We start from the raw sequence: 17,191 nt of genomic DNA, 5'->3' as shown, positions 1-17,191 counted from the left end.
AAGGGAATAGTTCAACAAAGTGAGGGATGCCGTTATGAAAATGAACTTTTTTTTCTGTTTTATAGTATTTTTTATAAGTACTAGCGCAATTGAACAGCCTGTACACGCAACAGGAAATAATGGGACTATTAGTGTCGTATCATTTGATGGTATGGGCTATGTAGATACTCAACGCTATAAAAATAAAGGAATAATGAAAAACCTTGAAGAAGTAGAAGCGAAGTCTGCCTACGCGACAGATTTTGTAACTGTTACTCCGTCATTGACTGCTCCTTCGCATGCCGCGATGGCGACTGGTGCCGATCCCGCAAAGACTGGAATTGTCAGCAACAGCTTTCATTCAACAGGAGAGAAAGTGCAGGATGATCAGAGCGGATTCTCTCAAACATTAGGCGTCACTCCTATTTGGAAAGAAGCAAGAAATTACGGGAAAGTAACAGCTACAGTAGCTTTTCCAGATTCCAATCCAGATAATGCTTCGGCAGCCACTTATGCTGTCTATTCAGGCGGAACACTGGCAGATTCAAAGTTGCATAAACTGAAATTTAAAACGATTAAAGATAAACGTGTGGAGGCTTTATCGAATGGCTCCAAAAAAGTAAAAGAAGCTGTTATTCATCTGCAAATAAAAAATGTACCTTCCAAACAGTTATACGTGCTAGTGACAGAAGATGAAGAGCCGCTTATGTATATCTCAACTACACGTGAGGAAATTGGACAACAAGTGCACGAAGAAGATTGGATCGCTGTAACTCTTGATCTGCCGGATGAAGAAAGTACCGGCTTTTATGTGAAGATTAAAGGGGATATACAAGACTTAGACAATATCGAATTATTCCAAGGAACGATCATGGGGAGTATGTATCGAGGTCCGGATGGATTTGCTGAAAGTATTGCATCAGAATTCGGTTTTTATCCCGCGTCAGATGAGACAGATGCTTTTAAAGACGGAGACATTACGAGAGAAGAGTACGAACAAGTAAGTGAACGCTTTATTGATTGGGTCACCGATGTCAGTTTATATATTAAAGAACAATATGCCCCCGATCTATTATTTTACTATTACCCGCACGTAGATAATGAATTGCATAACTTTTTGTTACTAGATCCTGCTCAACCTGAATTTACAATTAATACTTTTAATACAAACGAAAACTATGTGAGGTGGGCATTTCAACAAGCGGATCAAGTAATCGGAAGAATTAACAACTCACTCCAACCCGATGACCATTTATTCATTGTGTCAGATCATGGTTTGGAACCTATCCATACACGACTATCGCCAAATAAAGAATTAGAGAAAGCGGGGCTACTCGTGAAAGATAAAAACGGGGAGATAGACACTTCGAAAACGAAAGCTTATGCAGAAGCCAGCGGAACGATTGCACATGTCTATGTGAATGTAAAAGGCCGCGAAAAAAAGGGAATTGTCGAAATAGAAGAATTTGAATCAGTAAAGAGTCAAATAGTGGAAGTATTCAAAAATCCTTCTATACACTCGACTGTTTATTCAGATCCTGCAGATGCAGGAATACCGGCCCTTCGTTGGATACTTGGGAAGAGCAGTTTTACTTATCATTATCCTAGCGTAGCTATACTATCCTCTCGCTTGAGGAATAGCTTCCATGCTTATGAAGATGTGTGGACAAAAGACATGCGGGAATACAAAAAGATTGCTAGCGACAATAGCGGTGACGTTTTTTTATCAGCAGCTTCAGGTTATTTAATGGGTAAAGATGCAAAGATAGCTATCGAACCGACTGAAGAATTGGGTAGCCATGGCGGAGATCCGACACGTTCAAGATTACGACCGATACTATATGTAGCGGGACCTGCTATACCTATAGGAGAACTATCTAAACGAATCTCCATGATAGATATCGCACCAAGCATATATGAATTATTATCGATTCCATCCCCCGAGTTTGTAGAAGGTTCTTCCATTTGGAAGTGATAATAATTATACAAATAACAGAATAAATATTAATATATAGAAATTCACCAAAAAAGAAGCGCATGGGAAGAACATTTAGACATGCGTTTCTTTTGTTTGTTCAAATTTTTCTAACAATATTATTTTATCAATAAAGTATCTTGCGTTTCATTTGAAAAAAAGTATAATAGTGAGTAATGAGTTATTTCAGAAAAAAGAAAAAGGTGAGAAAATGACAGAAAGAAAGAAATTACTGCAAGTAAAGGATTTGCAGACGACCTTTTTCACTGATTCAGGGGAAATTCCAGCGGTAGATCATGTAGACTTTTACGTGAGAGAAGGAGAAATTCTCGGGATCGTTGGAGAATCTGGTTGCGGAAAAAGTGTAACTTCTTTATCTATCATGCAATTGGTTCCGAGTCCGCCAGGGAAAATTACTGGAGGAGAAATTTTGTTTGAGGATCAGGATCTTTTGAAAAAGTCAGAGAAAGAAATGAGAGAGATTCGCGGGAAAGATGTCGCGATGATTTTTCAGGAGCCTATGACCTCTTTAAATCCTTTATTCACGATCGGAAATCAGATGACGGAAGCTATTTCTCTTCATGAGAAGAAATGGTCAAAAAAGCAGATTAAAGCGCGTGCAATCGAAATGCTTAAACTGGTAGGCTTGCCTAGATCTGAGGAAATCATGAAGGAGTACCCACATCAACTGTCAGGCGGAATGCGTCAGCGTGTAATGATCGCGATGGCTCTCGTATGTGATCCGAAAGTATTAATAGCAGATGAGCCGACAACTGCATTAGATGTAACTATTCAAGCGCAAATATTAAAATTGATGCGAGAATTGAATGAACGCATGAACACAGCTATTCTATTAATCACTCATGATTTAGGAGTAGTCGCTGAAACATGTGAACGAGTGGTCGTTATGTACGCAGGACAGGTTATTGAAGAAGCACCGACAAATGTGATATTTGAAAATCCGTGTCATCCATATACGCGCGGTCTTATACAATCAGTACCTGATATGCGTGAGAAAAAAGATCGATTATATTCGATTCCAGGAAATGTGCCAAAACCAGGATCGATCGATAAAGGCTGTAGATTTGCAGCTAGATGTGAAAGCGCTTTCTCTAGGTGCTATGAAGAAACACCGCCACTTTATAGAAACTCCGAAGTTCACCAAACGAGATGCTTTTTATACGATGAGCAAGAAGGAGTGACGAAGCTAGATGAACAAACCACTGCTGAAAGTTGAAGGGTTGAAAAAGTACTTCCCTATTCGAAAAGGTTTGATTGGAAAAACAGTTGGACATGTCAAAGCTATTGATGATGTATCTTTTTATGTCAATGAAGGAGAAACATTAGGGATAGTAGGGGAGAGTGGCTGTGGAAAATCGACGACCGGTCGAACAATTATGCGTTTACTTGAACCGACTGAAGGAGTGGTAGAGTTTCAGGGGAGAGATTTAAGTTCCATGTCCGCCAATGAAATTCGGAAAGTTCGTAGAGATATTCAGATGGTTTTTCAAGATCCTTATGCATCGTTAAATCCACGGCATACAATAGGCAAGATTCTTGAAGAACCTCTTCAAGTACATGGTATGAGTAATGCGAAAGAACGACGTAAAAAGGTTGTAGAATTTTTAAAGATTGTAGGATTAAGTGAATACCATGCAAAGCGTTATCCACACCAGTTTAGTGGTGGGCAGCGTCAAAGAATTGGTATTGCCAGAGCTCTTATGACAAATCCGAAACTCATTATTGCAGATGAACCGGTATCAGCGCTTGATGTATCCATTCAAGCGCAAGTATTGAATCTAATGCAAGATTTGCAGAAGGAATTTAATTTAACCTATATTTTTATAGCGCATGATTTAGGGGTAGTGCGTCACATTAGTGATCGAGTAGCGGTTATGTATTTGGGGAAAATCGTGGAGATCACGGATAGTGAAGAGTTATATGCTAATCCACTGCATCCATATACACAGGCGCTATTGTCTGCAGTTCCCGTTCCAGATCCTAACTTTCAAAAGGAACAAATTATTATTGAAGGGGATATGCCGAGTCCAGCAAACCCACCGAGTGGTTGCGCGTTTCACACAAGGTGTCCATTCAAAATGGATGTATGTACAAAAATCACACCTCGATTAGCAGAGGAAACTATCGGTCATTCTGTTGCCTGCCATTTGTATACAAAGGAAGGCAACGATGATATAGAAAACAATACACAATTGGAGGGGTCTGTATGAGGAAAGGGAAGTTATGGTCATTTGCGTTAATCCTAGTTCTCGTCTTATCAACTGCACTGGCAGCTTGTTCAGGCGGTGACAAAGGAGAAAGTGGCGATAAAGACAAAGACACTGCGGATAAAGGTGGAAGTGAAAACAAAACATTGGTATTTGGTCGAGGGAATGATTCAACATCACTTGACCCATCACGTGTAACTGAAGGGGAGACATTTAAAGTTACAGTGAACTTATTTGAAACATTATTGAACTTTGGAGAACAAGATACAACGGTACAACCGGGTCTTGCTAAAGAGTGGGAACCGAGTGAAGACGGATTAACGTATACTTTCCAATTGGAAGAAGGCGTTAAGTTCCATGATGGAACAGACTTTAATGCAGACGCTGTTGTAAAGAACTTCGAACGTTGGGCGAATGGAGATGCAGATACATTCCCGTACTATAATTCTATGTTCGGCGGATTCAAAGATGATGAAGAACATGTAATCGAGTCAGTCAAAGCAGATGGTGATCACACAGTTATTATTACATTAAAACGTCCACAAGCTCCATTCTTGAAAAATCTAGCGATGAGCATGTTCGCAATCGCAAGTCCGGAAGCATTTGAAAAAGGTGACGATCAATTCGAACGTAATCCTGTTGGAACAGGTCCATTCAAATTTGTAGAGTGGAAGCCTAACGAAACAATTACAATCGAAAAGAACGCAGATTATTGGAAAGAAGGTCTACCAAAACTAGATCGTGTAATTTTCCAATCGATCCCTGATAACTCTGCTCGTTTAAATTCATTAATGACAGGTGATATCGACCTGGCTGATGGAATCAATCCTGCAGATGGATTGAAAATTGAAGATAATGATAAATTACAATTATTTGAGCGTCCTTCTATGAACGTCGGTTATTTAGGATTAACAGTAACACGTGAGCCATTCGATAAGAAGGAAGTTCGTCAAGCAGTAAACTATGCGATTGACAAGCAGACAATCGTAGATTCATTCTTCGAAGGTCGTGCAGAAGTGGCAGCAAACGGAATGCCACCTTCTATTTCTGGATATAACGAAGAAGTAGAACCATATCCGTACGATCCGGAAAAAGCAAAAGAGTTATTAAAAGAAGCAGGTCTTGAAGATGGATTTGAAATGGAATTGTGGGCAATGCCAGTTCCACGTCCTTACATGCCGGATGGAACAAAAGTTGCTGAAGTCATTCAAAGTAATTTAGCGGATGTTGGTATTAAAGCGAAGATCGTTTCTTATGAATGGGCAACTTATCTTGAAAAGGCAAGCAAAGGAGATGCAGACGCGTTTATGCTTGGCTGGACAGGAGATAACGGTGATGCGGACAACTTCTTATATGTATTGCTGGATGAAGACAATATCGGCAGTAACAACTACACATACTTTAAGAATGCTGAAACGCATAAACTGTTTTTAGAAGCACAAACAGAAGTTGATGAGGAAAAGCGTAACGAATTGTATAAGCAAGCACAAGTCATTCTTCACGAAGAAGCGCCTTGGGTACCACTTGCTCACTCCATCCCACTACTTGGCGGTGTGAAAGAGTTAACTGGTTTCGTTCCACATCCTACAGGTTCTGATTTATTATCGAACGTAGAATTTAAATAATGCAGAAGAAAATTGTATGAATGAAGAAGAGGGAGAAGCTCGTATTCTCCCTTTCTTTCATTCATCAATAGGATCAGAGCCGGAGGGGTGAAAGACTTGTTCAACTATACGATAAAAAGACTTCTGCAACTAATTCCTGTCCTGCTAGGTATGACATTTTTAGTTTTTATGTTGATTCGTGCAATTCCAGGTAATCCTGCACAAGTTATTTTAGGGCAACAAGCAACAAAAGAGGCAGTAGAAGCATTGACTATTAAACTCGGTCTGGATCAGCCTTGGTACACGCAATATTTCAGTTATTTAGGAGGCATTTTAAAGGGAGATCTTGGCGAATCTATGCGTACGCGTCTGCCCGTAGCAGATGAGATTTGGCCGTACTTGGCGGCTACGCTAGAACTAGCTTTGTTCGCCATTATTATTGCGGTTGTCGTAGGAATTAATGCGGGTATTATTTCTGCGTGGTTCCAAAATTCATGGTTTGACTATGGTGCGATGATTTTCGCTTTAGTAGGAGTGTCTATGCCAATCTTCTGGTTAGGTTTGATGGGTCAGTGGGCATTTGGTATTGAGCTACAATGGTTACCGACAACCGGCCGTGAGAATGTCAGGGATCCTGTAACTGCGATAACGAATTTATACATAATTGATACGTTGATTGCAGGCAGGTTTGATCAGTTATGGGAAGTTATCCGACATTTAATCTTGCCTGGGTTGGCATTGGCTACAATTCCGATGGCAATCATTGCTAGAATGACCCGTTCAAGTATGTTGGAAGTCATGCGTTCAGACTATATTCGCACAGCGCGCGCAAAAGGTCAGAAGATGTTTTGGGTAGTTTATAAGCATGCGTTGAAAAATGCAATTATTCCTGTACTTACGATTATTGGGTTGCAGATGGGATTGCTTTTGGGCGGTGCGATCTTAACAGAAACGATTTTTGCGTGGCCGGGTATTGGACGCTATATTTATGATGCGATTAACTTTAGAGATTATCCAGTCATTCAATCTGGAATTCTAATAGTCGCATTCATCTTTGTCATGATTAATCTAATTGTAGACTTATTGTATGGATTAATAGACCCGAGGATTAAATATGATTAAGGAAGGAGGAACAGTTCATGTCAGAATTATCGCCTAAGGTAGATGGAGTAGCGGAAGCACAATTAGAGAAAACAACAGGACCTTGGCGGGAAGCTTGGGCGGGTTTTAGAAAAAGTAAAGTGGCAGTCGTTGGAGCGGTTATCGTACTATTCTTTATCCTCTTAGCAATTTTTGGTCCACTCGTGACAAAAGAAGGAATTAACGAACAGTTAATGACAGATCGACTGCAACCTCCTTCTGCACAATATTGGTTCGGCACAGATGACTTCGGCCGGGATATATTCTCGCGTATTATTCACGGCGCACGTATTTCTTTATCAGTCGGATTTTTCTCGGTCGTTGGTTCCATCGTCGTAGGGAGCTTTCTTGGAATTATAGCAGGATACTACGGTCGTTGGGTCGATACGATCATTTCACGAATCTTCGATATTATGCTCGCTTTCCCATCGATTCTATTAGCTATAGCTATCGTATCTGTATTGGGGCCAAGCTTACGTAACGCACTAATTGCTATTGCGATTATTAATGTACCGAACTTTGGGCGGCTTATTCGATCCAAAGTGTTAAGTATTAAAGAAGATGAATATATTACCGCCGCAAAAGCGATAGGTATGAAAGATTTCCGTATATTATTTTCTCACATATTACCGAACTCTATGGCGCCCGTCATTGTACAAGGCACACTCGCTATTGCTACTGCTATTTTAGAGGCAGCTGCACTCGGTTTCCTTGGACTTGGTGCTGAAGCGCCTTATCCGGAGTGGGGGAAAATGTTAGCCGATTCGAAAGACTATCTGCAAAATGCACCTTGGACGATGATTTTCCCAGGTCTTGCGATTATGTTGACCGTTCTTGGGTTCAACTTGATGGGTGACGGCTTACGTGATGCATTAGATCCGAAAATGAAGAGTTAAATTTTAGAGTTTTCTCTTGAGGATGTGTTTAAATATAATGTAATGAATTATGTTTCCTTTTCACACTTGTTGATGAACTTCTGTCTTTGGATAATTAATACGTTTGCTTTATTTCAGAGCTTCCCTTTCCCAATATACAATGGTGAAAGGGATTTTTTCATTATTCCGAATGTTGTTGTAACTTTAAAAATATATTGGTATACTAATATAAATTGATAAGAAAGGAAGTTGAATAATGAACAATTTACCTGTGATCGTAGCACCTATGTTTTTAGTATCTACACCAAAAATGGTTATTGAATCGGGGAAGGCTGGAGTTATTGGATCTTTTCCTTTACTAAACGCAAGACCCGTAGAAGCTTGTGCGGATTGGCTACAAGAAGTGAAGGATGGAATTGGTGACGCACCCTGGGCAGTAAACTTTATCTGTCATAAAACACAAAATACGCGATATGCAGACGAGCTGGAATTGATCCGTAATTATGAACCACCTATTGTTATTACATCGCTTGGTCATCCAGGAGAAGTAGTAGAAATTGTTCATCAGTATGGCGGACTTGTGTATTCAGACGTTGCACATATTGCCCATGCAAAAAAAGCCGCACAGACAGGCGTAGATGGATTAATCTTAGTTTGTGCCGGAGCTGGAGGGCATGGGGGCACACTTAGTCCATTTGCATTCATTGCAGCTGTCAAGCAGTTCTATAGTGGCACAATTATAGTTGCAGGTGCGATGTCGACAGGCGCTGACGTAGCGGCAGCACAAATGATGGGTGCGGACTATGCATATCTAGGTACACGTTTCTTGGCGGCAGAAGAAAGTGCAGCTTCAGAGGAGTATAAGCAAATGGTGATGGATTCCACTGCTGAAGATATTTTATATACAGATGCATTTAGTGGTGTTCCTGTTAACGTACTAGTTCCTAGCCTACTTAATCAAGGGATCGATCCTAGTAAATTAACTTCTAAAGATGAAGTGGATCTTTCGGAAATGGTAGACGCGAAAGCTTGGCGAGATATTTGGTCAGCAGGTCAAGGAGTCACAACATTGGATAAACGTGAAGCGACAAAAGATATTATTGAAACATTAACAAATGAATACCATCAGGCAATTGAAAAAATCTACACAAAGCAAACTGAAAAAGTGAATGACTAATCATTCATAAATGTTAGCCTGTTAAGTAACTATATTATGCATAATTCTTTCATTCATGTAGTTAAAAGCGATTTTGATTATAGTAATTGGATGGAGTGAGGATTACTTAGCGTGTCTCACGGCTTGCGCTTCCAGACGATACGCTTTCCGGAGGGGGCGCGGTGGACCGTCAAGCGTTGCGAGTTACACCTGTCACCCTTGATCCTCCCGGAGAATCCTAGCACGTATCCTATTTTTCAGCACAGTACAGGAGAAGGAACTTACCTCACTCCAACTTCTGGACGAACACGTACACTATTTTTCTGTACTGTATAGAAAAAGTCACCTATCCGCTCTCACTTCTGAACCAACCCCAACTGACTTCCTAACACAAACACTCCTTTTCTGCGTTTGTTTTTCAGGGAAATAGGGAAGGATATAACAAATTGGTTTGGAAGTGGGGTGGAGGAATTGAATAAAGTATTCACGGCCTTAGCATTTATAGGCGTACCTCTTGTCTTAATAGGGTCTTTTCTTAACTGGTCTGACTTATGGATATTTGCGCTTTGTTGTTTGAGCATCGTTGCCTTAGCTGCATTCATCGGGAGAGCGACTGAAAGCCTCGCAATTGTAAGTGGGCCACGAATCGGTGGTTTATTGAATGCTACATTCGGTAATGCAGTAGAACTTATCATTTCTATATTTACATTAAAAGCTGGTCTAATCGGAATTGTACTAGCCTCACTGACTGGTTCTGTATTAGGAAACTTACTTCTAGTGTTAGGGCTGTCATTTTTTGCGGGTGGGTTGAAACATAAACAACAAAGTTTTAGTATCCATGACGCGCGCTACAACTCAGCATTGCTAATTTTCGCAGTAGTAGTTGCATTTGTTATTCCTGAAGTGTTTACAATGACGATGGATACGAGAACTGAATTGAATTTGAGTATCGGTATCTCGATTATACTCATTTTAATTTATTTGGCAGGTTTAGTGTTTAAATTATTTACGCATCGTGGAGTATTCGGTTCAGATAATCATGAGACAGAGGAAGTACCAGAGTGGACGAAGAAGAAAGCGATACTTGTCTTATTAATCTCTACTGTAGCGGTAGCTTTTGTTTCTGAAAAGCTCGTGCATACATTTAGTACATTAGGTGAAAAGTTTGGTTGGACGGAACTATTCATAGGAGTAATTATCGTCGCAATCGTAGGGAATGCAGCAGAACATTCGTCAGCCATTACGATGGCGATGAAAAACAAAATGGATGTATCGGTAGAGATTGCTATCGGGTCTACATTGCAAGTAGCGATGTTTGTGGCTCCAGTTTTAGTACTGATTTCATTAATGATGCCAACTGCTATGCCACTTGTCTTTACATGGCCGGAGTTGATCGCTATGATTACGGCGACTTTACTTGTAGTCAATATATGTCACGATGGGGAGTCCAATTGGTTTGAAGGACTCGTATTATTCTCGGCATATGTAATTATGGGTATTGGATTCTTTTTGCTGTAAGAAGTTACCAATCTTGGTGAGGTATATCGTTACGTACCAGACAGATATTTAGCTTGTGGGACGAGGTGAATTATACGTCTACTAATTAAAATCAGGCAGGGGAAAACGAGTAGTTTTTCCCTGCCTGATTTGTCAAGATAGACGTTGTTTGAAGTCTTCGTAGCCGAATTGTTTTACGATTTTTGTTTCATTGGAAGCTGTATGCAATACGATGGAAGGCAAATTCATCCCATTGAATGTATTGTTTTTTACCATGGAATAATGTGCCATGTCGCAAAATACGAGACGGTCACCTGGTTGCAGTGGAGCATCGAATGAGTAATCACCAATGACATCTCCAGCTAGGCAAGTCGGTCCGCCAAGACGATAAGTGTAGGCTTTTTCATTTGGCATGCCTGCATCAATAATGTCGGGACGGTAAGGCATTTCTAAGACGTCCGGCATATGACAGGAAGCTGATGTATCGACAATCGCAATGTCCATTCCATTATGCATAGTGTCCAGTACTGTCGCCACGAGAAAACCGGTATGAAGAGCTACCGCTTCTCCAGGCTCCAAGTATACTTGAAGTCCATATTTATTTTGCATCAACCGTATGGAACGAATTAACGTTTCTACGTCATAATCAGGACGCGTAATATGATGACCGCCACCGAAGTTGATCCATTTCATATGGTGTAAATAAGATCCAAACTTTTCATCTATAATTTCGACCGTGCGCCACAATGTATCAGAGTTTTGCTCGCACATCGTATGGAAGTGAAGTCCGCTAATTCCTTCCAGCTGCTCGGGTTCAAAATGATTTAATGTAACACCAAATCGTGAGTGGTCGAAACAAGGGTTGTACATATCTACTTCAATTTCCGAGTACTCAGGATTGATACGAATACCGCATTCAATTTTCTTGTCTTGCTGCTGCACCCGATCTTTGAACTTCTTCCACTGCGCAAATGAATTGAATACTAGATGATCGGAGTAACGAAGAATTTCATCGAATTCCTCTTCATGAAAAGCAGGAGTATACGTATGAACTTCTTTTCCCATTTCTTCGTACCCAAGACGTGCTTCAAATAAGCCACTAGAAGTGACACCGTGAAGATATTGTCCGATTAACGGATACACTTCGAACATAGAAAATCCTTTTTGAGCAAGAAGGATTTTGCATCCTGTTTGGTCGATCACATATTTCATTTTTTCTAAATTAGCGATCAATAATTTTTCATCGACTACATAACTAGGCGAAGAAACTGCTTGTACGTCAAAGTTCATAATACTCTCCTCAGTCAATCAAAGTTGGGTTAAAATCTTCATGCCAAGGCAAACCATATTCATTCAATGCGTCCATAAATGGATCTGGATCAAACTCCTCAATATTGAATACGCCTGGTTTCTTCCATTTACCAGTAAGTATCATCATCGCACCGATCATTGCCGGAACTCCTGTCGTATAGGAAATTGCTTGTGAACCAACTTCACGATAACATTCTTGGTGATCACAAATATTGTAGACATAATATGTTTTTGGCTCGCCGTCTTTTGTTCCTTGATAGATGCAACCGATATTTGTTTTTCCTTTTGTACGCGGTCCTAAAGAGGCCGGATCTGGTAGTACAGCCTTTAGAAATTGTAAGGGAACAATTTGCTGACCTTCAAAATCAATGGGCTCGATAGATGTCATACCTACATTTTCCAATACACGTAGATGCGTTAAATATTTTTCGGAGAATGTCATCCAAAAACGGATTTTTTCGATTCCTGTAATATTTTTAGCTAAAGACTCTAACTCTTCATGGTACAGCAAGTATACGTCTTTAGGTCCGATTTCAGGTAAATCATATACACGCTTAATTTCAAGAGGCTCTGTTTCAACAAATTCTCCATTTTCCCAATAGCGACCGTTAGCAGTGATTTCACGGATATTAATTTCTGGGTTAAAATTCGTGGCGAATGGATATCCGTGATCTCCCGCGTTCGCATCGACAATATCAATTGTATGAATTTCATCGAAGTAATGTTTAAGTGCATAGGCGGAGAATACACCCGTAACCCCGGGATCGAAACCGCTACCGAGCAATGCGGTAATGCCCGCTTCCTCAAACTTCTCTTTATAAGCCCATTGCCATTTGTATTCAAATTTAGCTGTATCCAAAGGTTCGTAGTTTGCTGTATCTAAATAATCCACTTTTGTTTCTAAACAGGCATCCATAATCGTCAAATCTTGGTAAGGCAATGCTACATTAATAACGATATCCGGCTTAAATTCATTGATTAATGCTACTAGCTCTGCCACGTTATCGGCATCTACTTGAGCTGTTTGAATTTTTGTGCGTCCGCCATCTAGTTTTTCTTTCAATGCATCACATTTCGACTTCGTCCGGCTCGCAATACAGATCTCCTCAAATACATCCGGCACTTGACAACACTTATGAACTACTACACTAGCGACTCCGCCAGCTCCGATAATTAACGCTTTTCCCATTACAGAACACCACCAATTATTATTTTTTATGAAGTGCGATTGTTAATTCGCGTAATACTTTACAAGCAACAGCTGTTGAAACACCACTTTGATCATAGATAGGGGATAACTCATTAATGTCACAAGCGACAATATTCAGACCGCTGACGGTAAGAATTGCTTGTAGAAGTTCTAAAAAGCTGACGCCGCCTGCTTCTGGTGTTCCAGTACCCGGAAAGACAGAAGGGTCCAACACATCCAAGTCAATCGTTAAATATACGGGTTTCCCTTGGAGTTTAGCGACCGTATGTTCCAAACCGTCAAAATTAAACTTATTCATGAAAACATGTTGTTTCGCCGCCCATTCAAATTCAGGACGGTCTCCCGAACGAATGCCGTATTGATAGATTTTGTCATCCCCAAGCAAATCCCAAATCCTGCGAATAACTGTAGCATGTGATAACCGTTGATCTAAATAATCTTCACGCAAATCAGTATGTGCATCAAATTGAATGACATGCAAATCAGGATGCTTCTTCAAAGTTGCACGAACAGCACCTAACGTGACGAGATGTTCGCCGCCAATCATACAAGGAATCTTATCATCTCGTAATATGGTTGCGGTATATTGCTCAATTTGTTCGAGTGCACGCTCTGTATTTCCGAAACTCAACTCCAAATCACCGCCATCAAACAACGTGTAATCCGTTAAATCTGCGTCTTGATAGGGACTGTACGTTTCCAAGCCGAATGATTCGCTACGCATTACTTTACTAGCAAAACGAGTACCTGGTCGGAAAGACGTTGTAGAATCAAATGGCGCACCAAACACTACTAAAGATGCATCTTCGTAGTCAGCTTCAAAGCCAAGAAAAGTCTCGATATTTTTATTCAGCATGGATTAATAACTCCTTTACATAATTCGGCAATGCAAATGAACCGACATGTAGTTTAGGATTATAATATTTCGTCTGTAATCCTAGTGCATTCCATCGCTCTGCATCTAAATCTTCAACAGGATCATATGTCTTGGATGCAAAACCGAACAACCAATGACCAGAAGGGTAAGTCGGAATATGAGCTTGATACACTTTAGAAATAGGGAAGAACCCCATAATACTTTTATGTGCGCGCTGCATACCGAGAGCATCTTCTTCGTAAAATGGACTTTCATGTTGATTTACTAAAATTCCATCATCACGCAATGCTTTATAACAATTGCCATAAAACTCTTTTGTGAACAGACCTTCTCCAGGACCAAAAGGATCTGTTGAATCTACAATGATTAAATCATAGGCATTTTCTTGTTGACGGACAAATTTTAAACCGTCTTCGTAATATAAGTTAACACGCGGATCAGTCAATTGACAGGCTGTTTGTTGTAAGTATTTCTGACAAACCTCTACTACTTGTTGATCAATTTCTACCATATCAATTTGTTTAATCGATGGATATCTTGTCAATTCGCGAACCGTACCGCCATCACCAGCGCCAATGACGAGCACTTTTTCGATGGCGGGATTAGTCGCCATTGGTACGTGTACAATCATGTCATGATAGATGAACTCATCTTTTTCTGTCACCATTACATAGCCGTCAAGTGTGAGAATTTTACCGAACTCAGTCGTTTGAAAGACATCAATCTTCTGAAATTCGCTTGTCCCTGTATAAAGCTGTTCTTCTACACGAATAGAAAAACGAACATGTGGTGAATGATCTTCTGTGTACCATAGGTTCATCGGTCAGCCTCCCTTACAACATTGATGTATTCCACATTTGAATCTTCGGTGCCTGTTAAGAAGCAGCCTTTTTCTTTACAGTAGTCAATGTATTGTATAATTTCTTTTGTAATTAGCTCTCCTGGCGCCACAATAGGGATGCCTGGCGGATAACACATAACGAATTCACTGGCGATTCGTCCTGCTGAATTTGTTAAATGCATCACTTCTTTTTCCGCGTAAAATGCTTGTTGCGGTGTTTGTTCGATGGTCGGATTAATATACTCATGATCAAATAATGAACTCGGATCTTTTTTATATCTTCGTTTAATTTCCGCTAATGCTGCGACTAAACGTTCCAAATCAAGCGTTCGATCGCCAACAGAAATATAAGCTAGAATATTGGCTACATCTCCAAATTCAATTTGGATATCATACTCATCACGTAAAATATCATACACTTCAATACCCGCAAGCCCCATTTGGCGCGTATGTATCGACAGTTTGGATTCATCAAAGTCGAATACAGTATCCCCATTGATCAATTCTTTAGAATATGCATAATAGCCGTCTATCTTATTAATTTCATCACGTGTATATTGTGCCATCCGTATGACTTTATCAAAAATCTCCTGTCCGTGAAGCGCAAGATTTTTACGGGAAATATCAAGTGAAGACATTAATAGATAGGAGCCGCTTGTCGTTTGAGTTAGATTAATAATTTGCCGCGTGTAGCCTTCACTGACTTCGTTGTTGATAAGTAAGAAGGAACTCTGCGTCAGAGAACCGCCTGATTTATGCATACTAATGGAAGCCATGTCTGCGCCTACAGACATGGCGGAAGCAGGTAGTTTATCATTGAAATAAAAGTGCGTACCATGCGCCTCATCTACTAATACAAGCATGTCATGTGCATGGGCTAAATTAGTAATTGCCTGCAAATTTGAACAAATTCCATAGTAAGTTGGATTATTTATAAGTATGGCTTTTGCATCTGGATTCGCTAAGATCGCTCGTTTTACTTCATCCACTGCCATGCCTAGTGGAATACCTAATTCTTTTTCAACACCCGGATTAACATAGACAGGCACAGCGCCGCTTAAAATTAATGCATTAATCGCACTGCGGTGAACATTGCGCGGCATAATAATTTTCTCTCCTGCTTTACAAGCGGTCATGACCATCGCTTGAACTGCTGAAGTTGTGCCGTTGACTAAAAGAAAGGCATGTTTTGCACCGAAAGCTTCAGCAGCCAATTCTTCTGCTTCTCGAATGACTGAAACCGGATGACATAAATTGTCGAGTGGTTTCATCGAATTCACATCATGATGCAGGCACGTTTCTCCGAGGAAATCCGCAAGTTCTTTATTGCCTCTCCCATGTTTATGTCCTGGTACGTCAAACGGAACGACGCGTGCTTTTTGGTATTGTTGCAATGCTTCCATAATAGGAACACGATGTTGGGATAGTGTCACAGTTTTCTCCTCACTCATTTTCATAGACGTTGGAACCACTGAAGATTTCAATCATCTCTTTCCGTAAATTATGAGAGATTTGAAGTCTTTCTTTCGGCGGTAGTTCTGAAACATCCTTGTTAAATAGGTAATCTTGTAAGTCGATTTCTTTGATCAGCATCTTCGTATGAAAAATATTTGCTTGATAAACATTGACGTCAATCGCGTCATATTTTTCTAATGTTTTTTGATCGATGAAATCTTGAATAGAAGTCATGGAATGATCCATGAATAACTTTCTGCCATCTACATCTCTAGTAAATCCACGAACTCGATAGTCTGCAGTAATAATATCTGAATCAAAGCTGCCGATTAAATAATCCAAAGCATTTAGTGGAGAAATCTCGCCACATGTAGAGACGTCGATATCTACTCGAAAGGTTGCGATTGAATTATCGGGATGGTATTCAGGATACGTATGAACCGTTACGTGACTCTTATCTAAATGGCTGACAACGGAATCTTTATCTGGCATAAACGGGATGGCTCCTTGATTACAAGAAGGGTCAATTTGTGAAGCAGGGAACTTTTCCTCTGAAATCATTAACGTGACGCTTGCTCCTTGTGGATCATAATCTTGCTTACTAACGTTTAATACGTGTGCTCCGATCATTTCGGTAACATCGTATAAAATCTTTGTTAGCCGTTCTGAATTATATTGCTCATCAATATAGGCGATATACTCACTTTGCTCTCGTCGACTTTTCGCATAGCTCACATCATAAATGTTGAAGCTAAGAGTTTTGGTGAGGTTGTTAAAGCCGTAGAGCTTCAGCTTATTGTCCAACCTAAACATCCGTCCTTTCTTTTCAAATTTTCTACGGTATCGAAAAAAAGTCTCTCCCCAATCGACATGCAGATACACAAACATGACAGATTGGAGAGAGACCTTTACTCTGTTTGCTTGTATATAAACGTGTAGAGGATAACCCTCTAGTCCATTACATAACAGGTGATTTGGTTGACGTGGTACTCATAGTCTTACTCTTCCTAAATTAAAAAACTTATGAAATTGTCTTCATTATA

The 17,191-nt window shown here is 40.1% G+C and carries 14 protein-coding genes; 8 read left to right on the top strand and 6 right to left on the bottom strand.

Annotated elements, in window-relative coordinates; genetic code table 11:
- Positions 1-34 precede the first annotated feature (34 nt).
- The 8 genes from DV702_RS09775 to cax all read left to right on the top strand — a co-directional run bounded on the left by DV702_RS09775 (position 35) and on the right by cax (position 10,475).
- Positions 35-1,954: an alkaline phosphatase family protein gene (locus DV702_RS09775; RefSeq protein ID WP_114924585.1), complete on the top strand. Its 1,920-nt coding sequence runs from the start codon at positions 35-37 to the stop codon at positions 1,952-1,954.
- 211 nt (positions 1,955-2,165) lie between these two features.
- Positions 2,166-3,191 (top strand): ABC transporter ATP-binding protein, encoded by a 1,026-nt coding sequence (locus DV702_RS09770; protein ID WP_114925899.1) that lies wholly within the window; start codon positions 2,166-2,168, stop codon positions 3,189-3,191.
- Positions 3,166-4,185, top strand: a complete 1,020-nt coding sequence (locus DV702_RS09765; RefSeq protein ID WP_114924584.1) for an ABC transporter ATP-binding protein — start codon at positions 3,166-3,168, stop codon at positions 4,183-4,185. Before DV702_RS09770 ends, DV702_RS09765 begins: the two co-directional genes overlap by 26 nt.
- Positions 4,182-5,807 (top strand): ABC transporter substrate-binding protein, encoded by a 1,626-nt coding sequence (locus DV702_RS09760; RefSeq protein ID WP_114924583.1) that lies wholly within the window; start codon positions 4,182-4,184, stop codon positions 5,805-5,807. Before DV702_RS09765 ends, DV702_RS09760 begins: the two co-directional genes overlap by 4 nt.
- Before the next feature lie 96 nt (positions 5,808-5,903).
- Positions 5,904-6,908, top strand: a complete 1,005-nt coding sequence (locus tag DV702_RS09755) for an ABC transporter permease (RefSeq protein ID WP_114924582.1) — start codon at positions 5,904-5,906, stop codon at positions 6,906-6,908.
- A 17-nt stretch (positions 6,909-6,925) separates the two neighbouring features.
- Positions 6,926-7,822: a nickel transporter permease gene (gene nikC, locus DV702_RS09750; protein WP_114924581.1), complete on the top strand. Its 897-nt coding sequence runs from the start codon at positions 6,926-6,928 to the stop codon at positions 7,820-7,822.
- A 235-nt stretch (positions 7,823-8,057) separates the two neighbouring features.
- Positions 8,058-8,978 carry an NAD(P)H-dependent flavin oxidoreductase gene (locus DV702_RS09745; RefSeq protein WP_114924580.1) on the top strand — a complete coding sequence of 307 codons (921 nt, stop codon included), beginning with the start codon at positions 8,058-8,060 and terminating at the stop codon, positions 8,976-8,978.
- 450 nt (positions 8,979-9,428) lie between these two features.
- Positions 9,429-10,475: a calcium/proton exchanger gene (cax, locus tag DV702_RS09740; protein WP_114925898.1), complete on the top strand. Its 1,047-nt coding sequence runs from the start codon at positions 9,429-9,431 to the stop codon at positions 10,473-10,475.
- A 132-nt stretch (positions 10,476-10,607) separates the two neighbouring features.
- Here the strand turns inward: cax and nspC are convergent, their stop codons facing one another.
- The 6 genes from nspC to speD are packed head-to-tail and all read right to left on the bottom strand — an operon-like array spanning position 10,608 to position 16,961.
- Positions 10,608-11,744: a carboxynorspermidine decarboxylase gene (nspC, locus tag DV702_RS09735; RefSeq protein WP_205407163.1), complete on the bottom strand. Its 1,137-nt coding sequence runs from the start codon at positions 11,742-11,744 to the stop codon at positions 10,608-10,610.
- 10 nt (positions 11,745-11,754) lie between these two features.
- On the bottom strand, positions 11,755-12,954 hold the full coding sequence (locus tag DV702_RS09730; protein ID WP_114924579.1) for a saccharopine dehydrogenase family protein: 1,200 nt from the start codon (positions 12,952-12,954) through the stop codon (positions 11,755-11,757).
- Positions 12,955-12,973: 19 nt separating this feature from the next.
- The gene (gene speB / locus DV702_RS09725) at positions 12,974-13,831 is read right to left on the bottom strand and encodes an agmatinase (protein WP_205407162.1); all 858 of its coding nucleotides are present in this window, start codon (positions 13,829-13,831) and stop codon (positions 12,974-12,976) included.
- Positions 13,821-14,672 (bottom strand): polyamine aminopropyltransferase, encoded by an 852-nt coding sequence (gene speE / locus DV702_RS09720; protein ID WP_114924578.1) that lies wholly within the window; start codon positions 14,670-14,672, stop codon positions 13,821-13,823. Before speE ends, speB begins: the two co-directional genes overlap by 11 nt.
- Positions 14,669-16,150: an aminotransferase class I/II-fold pyridoxal phosphate-dependent enzyme gene (locus DV702_RS09715; RefSeq protein ID WP_205407250.1), complete on the bottom strand. Its 1,482-nt coding sequence runs from the start codon at positions 16,148-16,150 to the stop codon at positions 14,669-14,671. Before DV702_RS09715 ends, speE begins: the two co-directional genes overlap by 4 nt.
- Positions 16,137-16,961 (bottom strand): adenosylmethionine decarboxylase, encoded by an 825-nt coding sequence (speD, locus tag DV702_RS09710; protein ID WP_114924577.1) that lies wholly within the window; start codon positions 16,959-16,961, stop codon positions 16,137-16,139. The genes DV702_RS09715 and speD overlap by 14 nt, the downstream gene beginning before the upstream one ends.
- Between the last annotated feature and the right edge of the window lie 230 nt (positions 16,962-17,191).

The sequence above is a fragment of the Sporosarcina sp. PTS2304 genome, assembly GCF_003351785.1.
GTDB lineage: Bacteria > Bacillota > Bacilli > Bacillales_A > Planococcaceae > Sporosarcina.
Note: the sequence above shows the minus strand (reverse complement) of the source record. Positions and strands in the feature narration are given on the sequence as shown.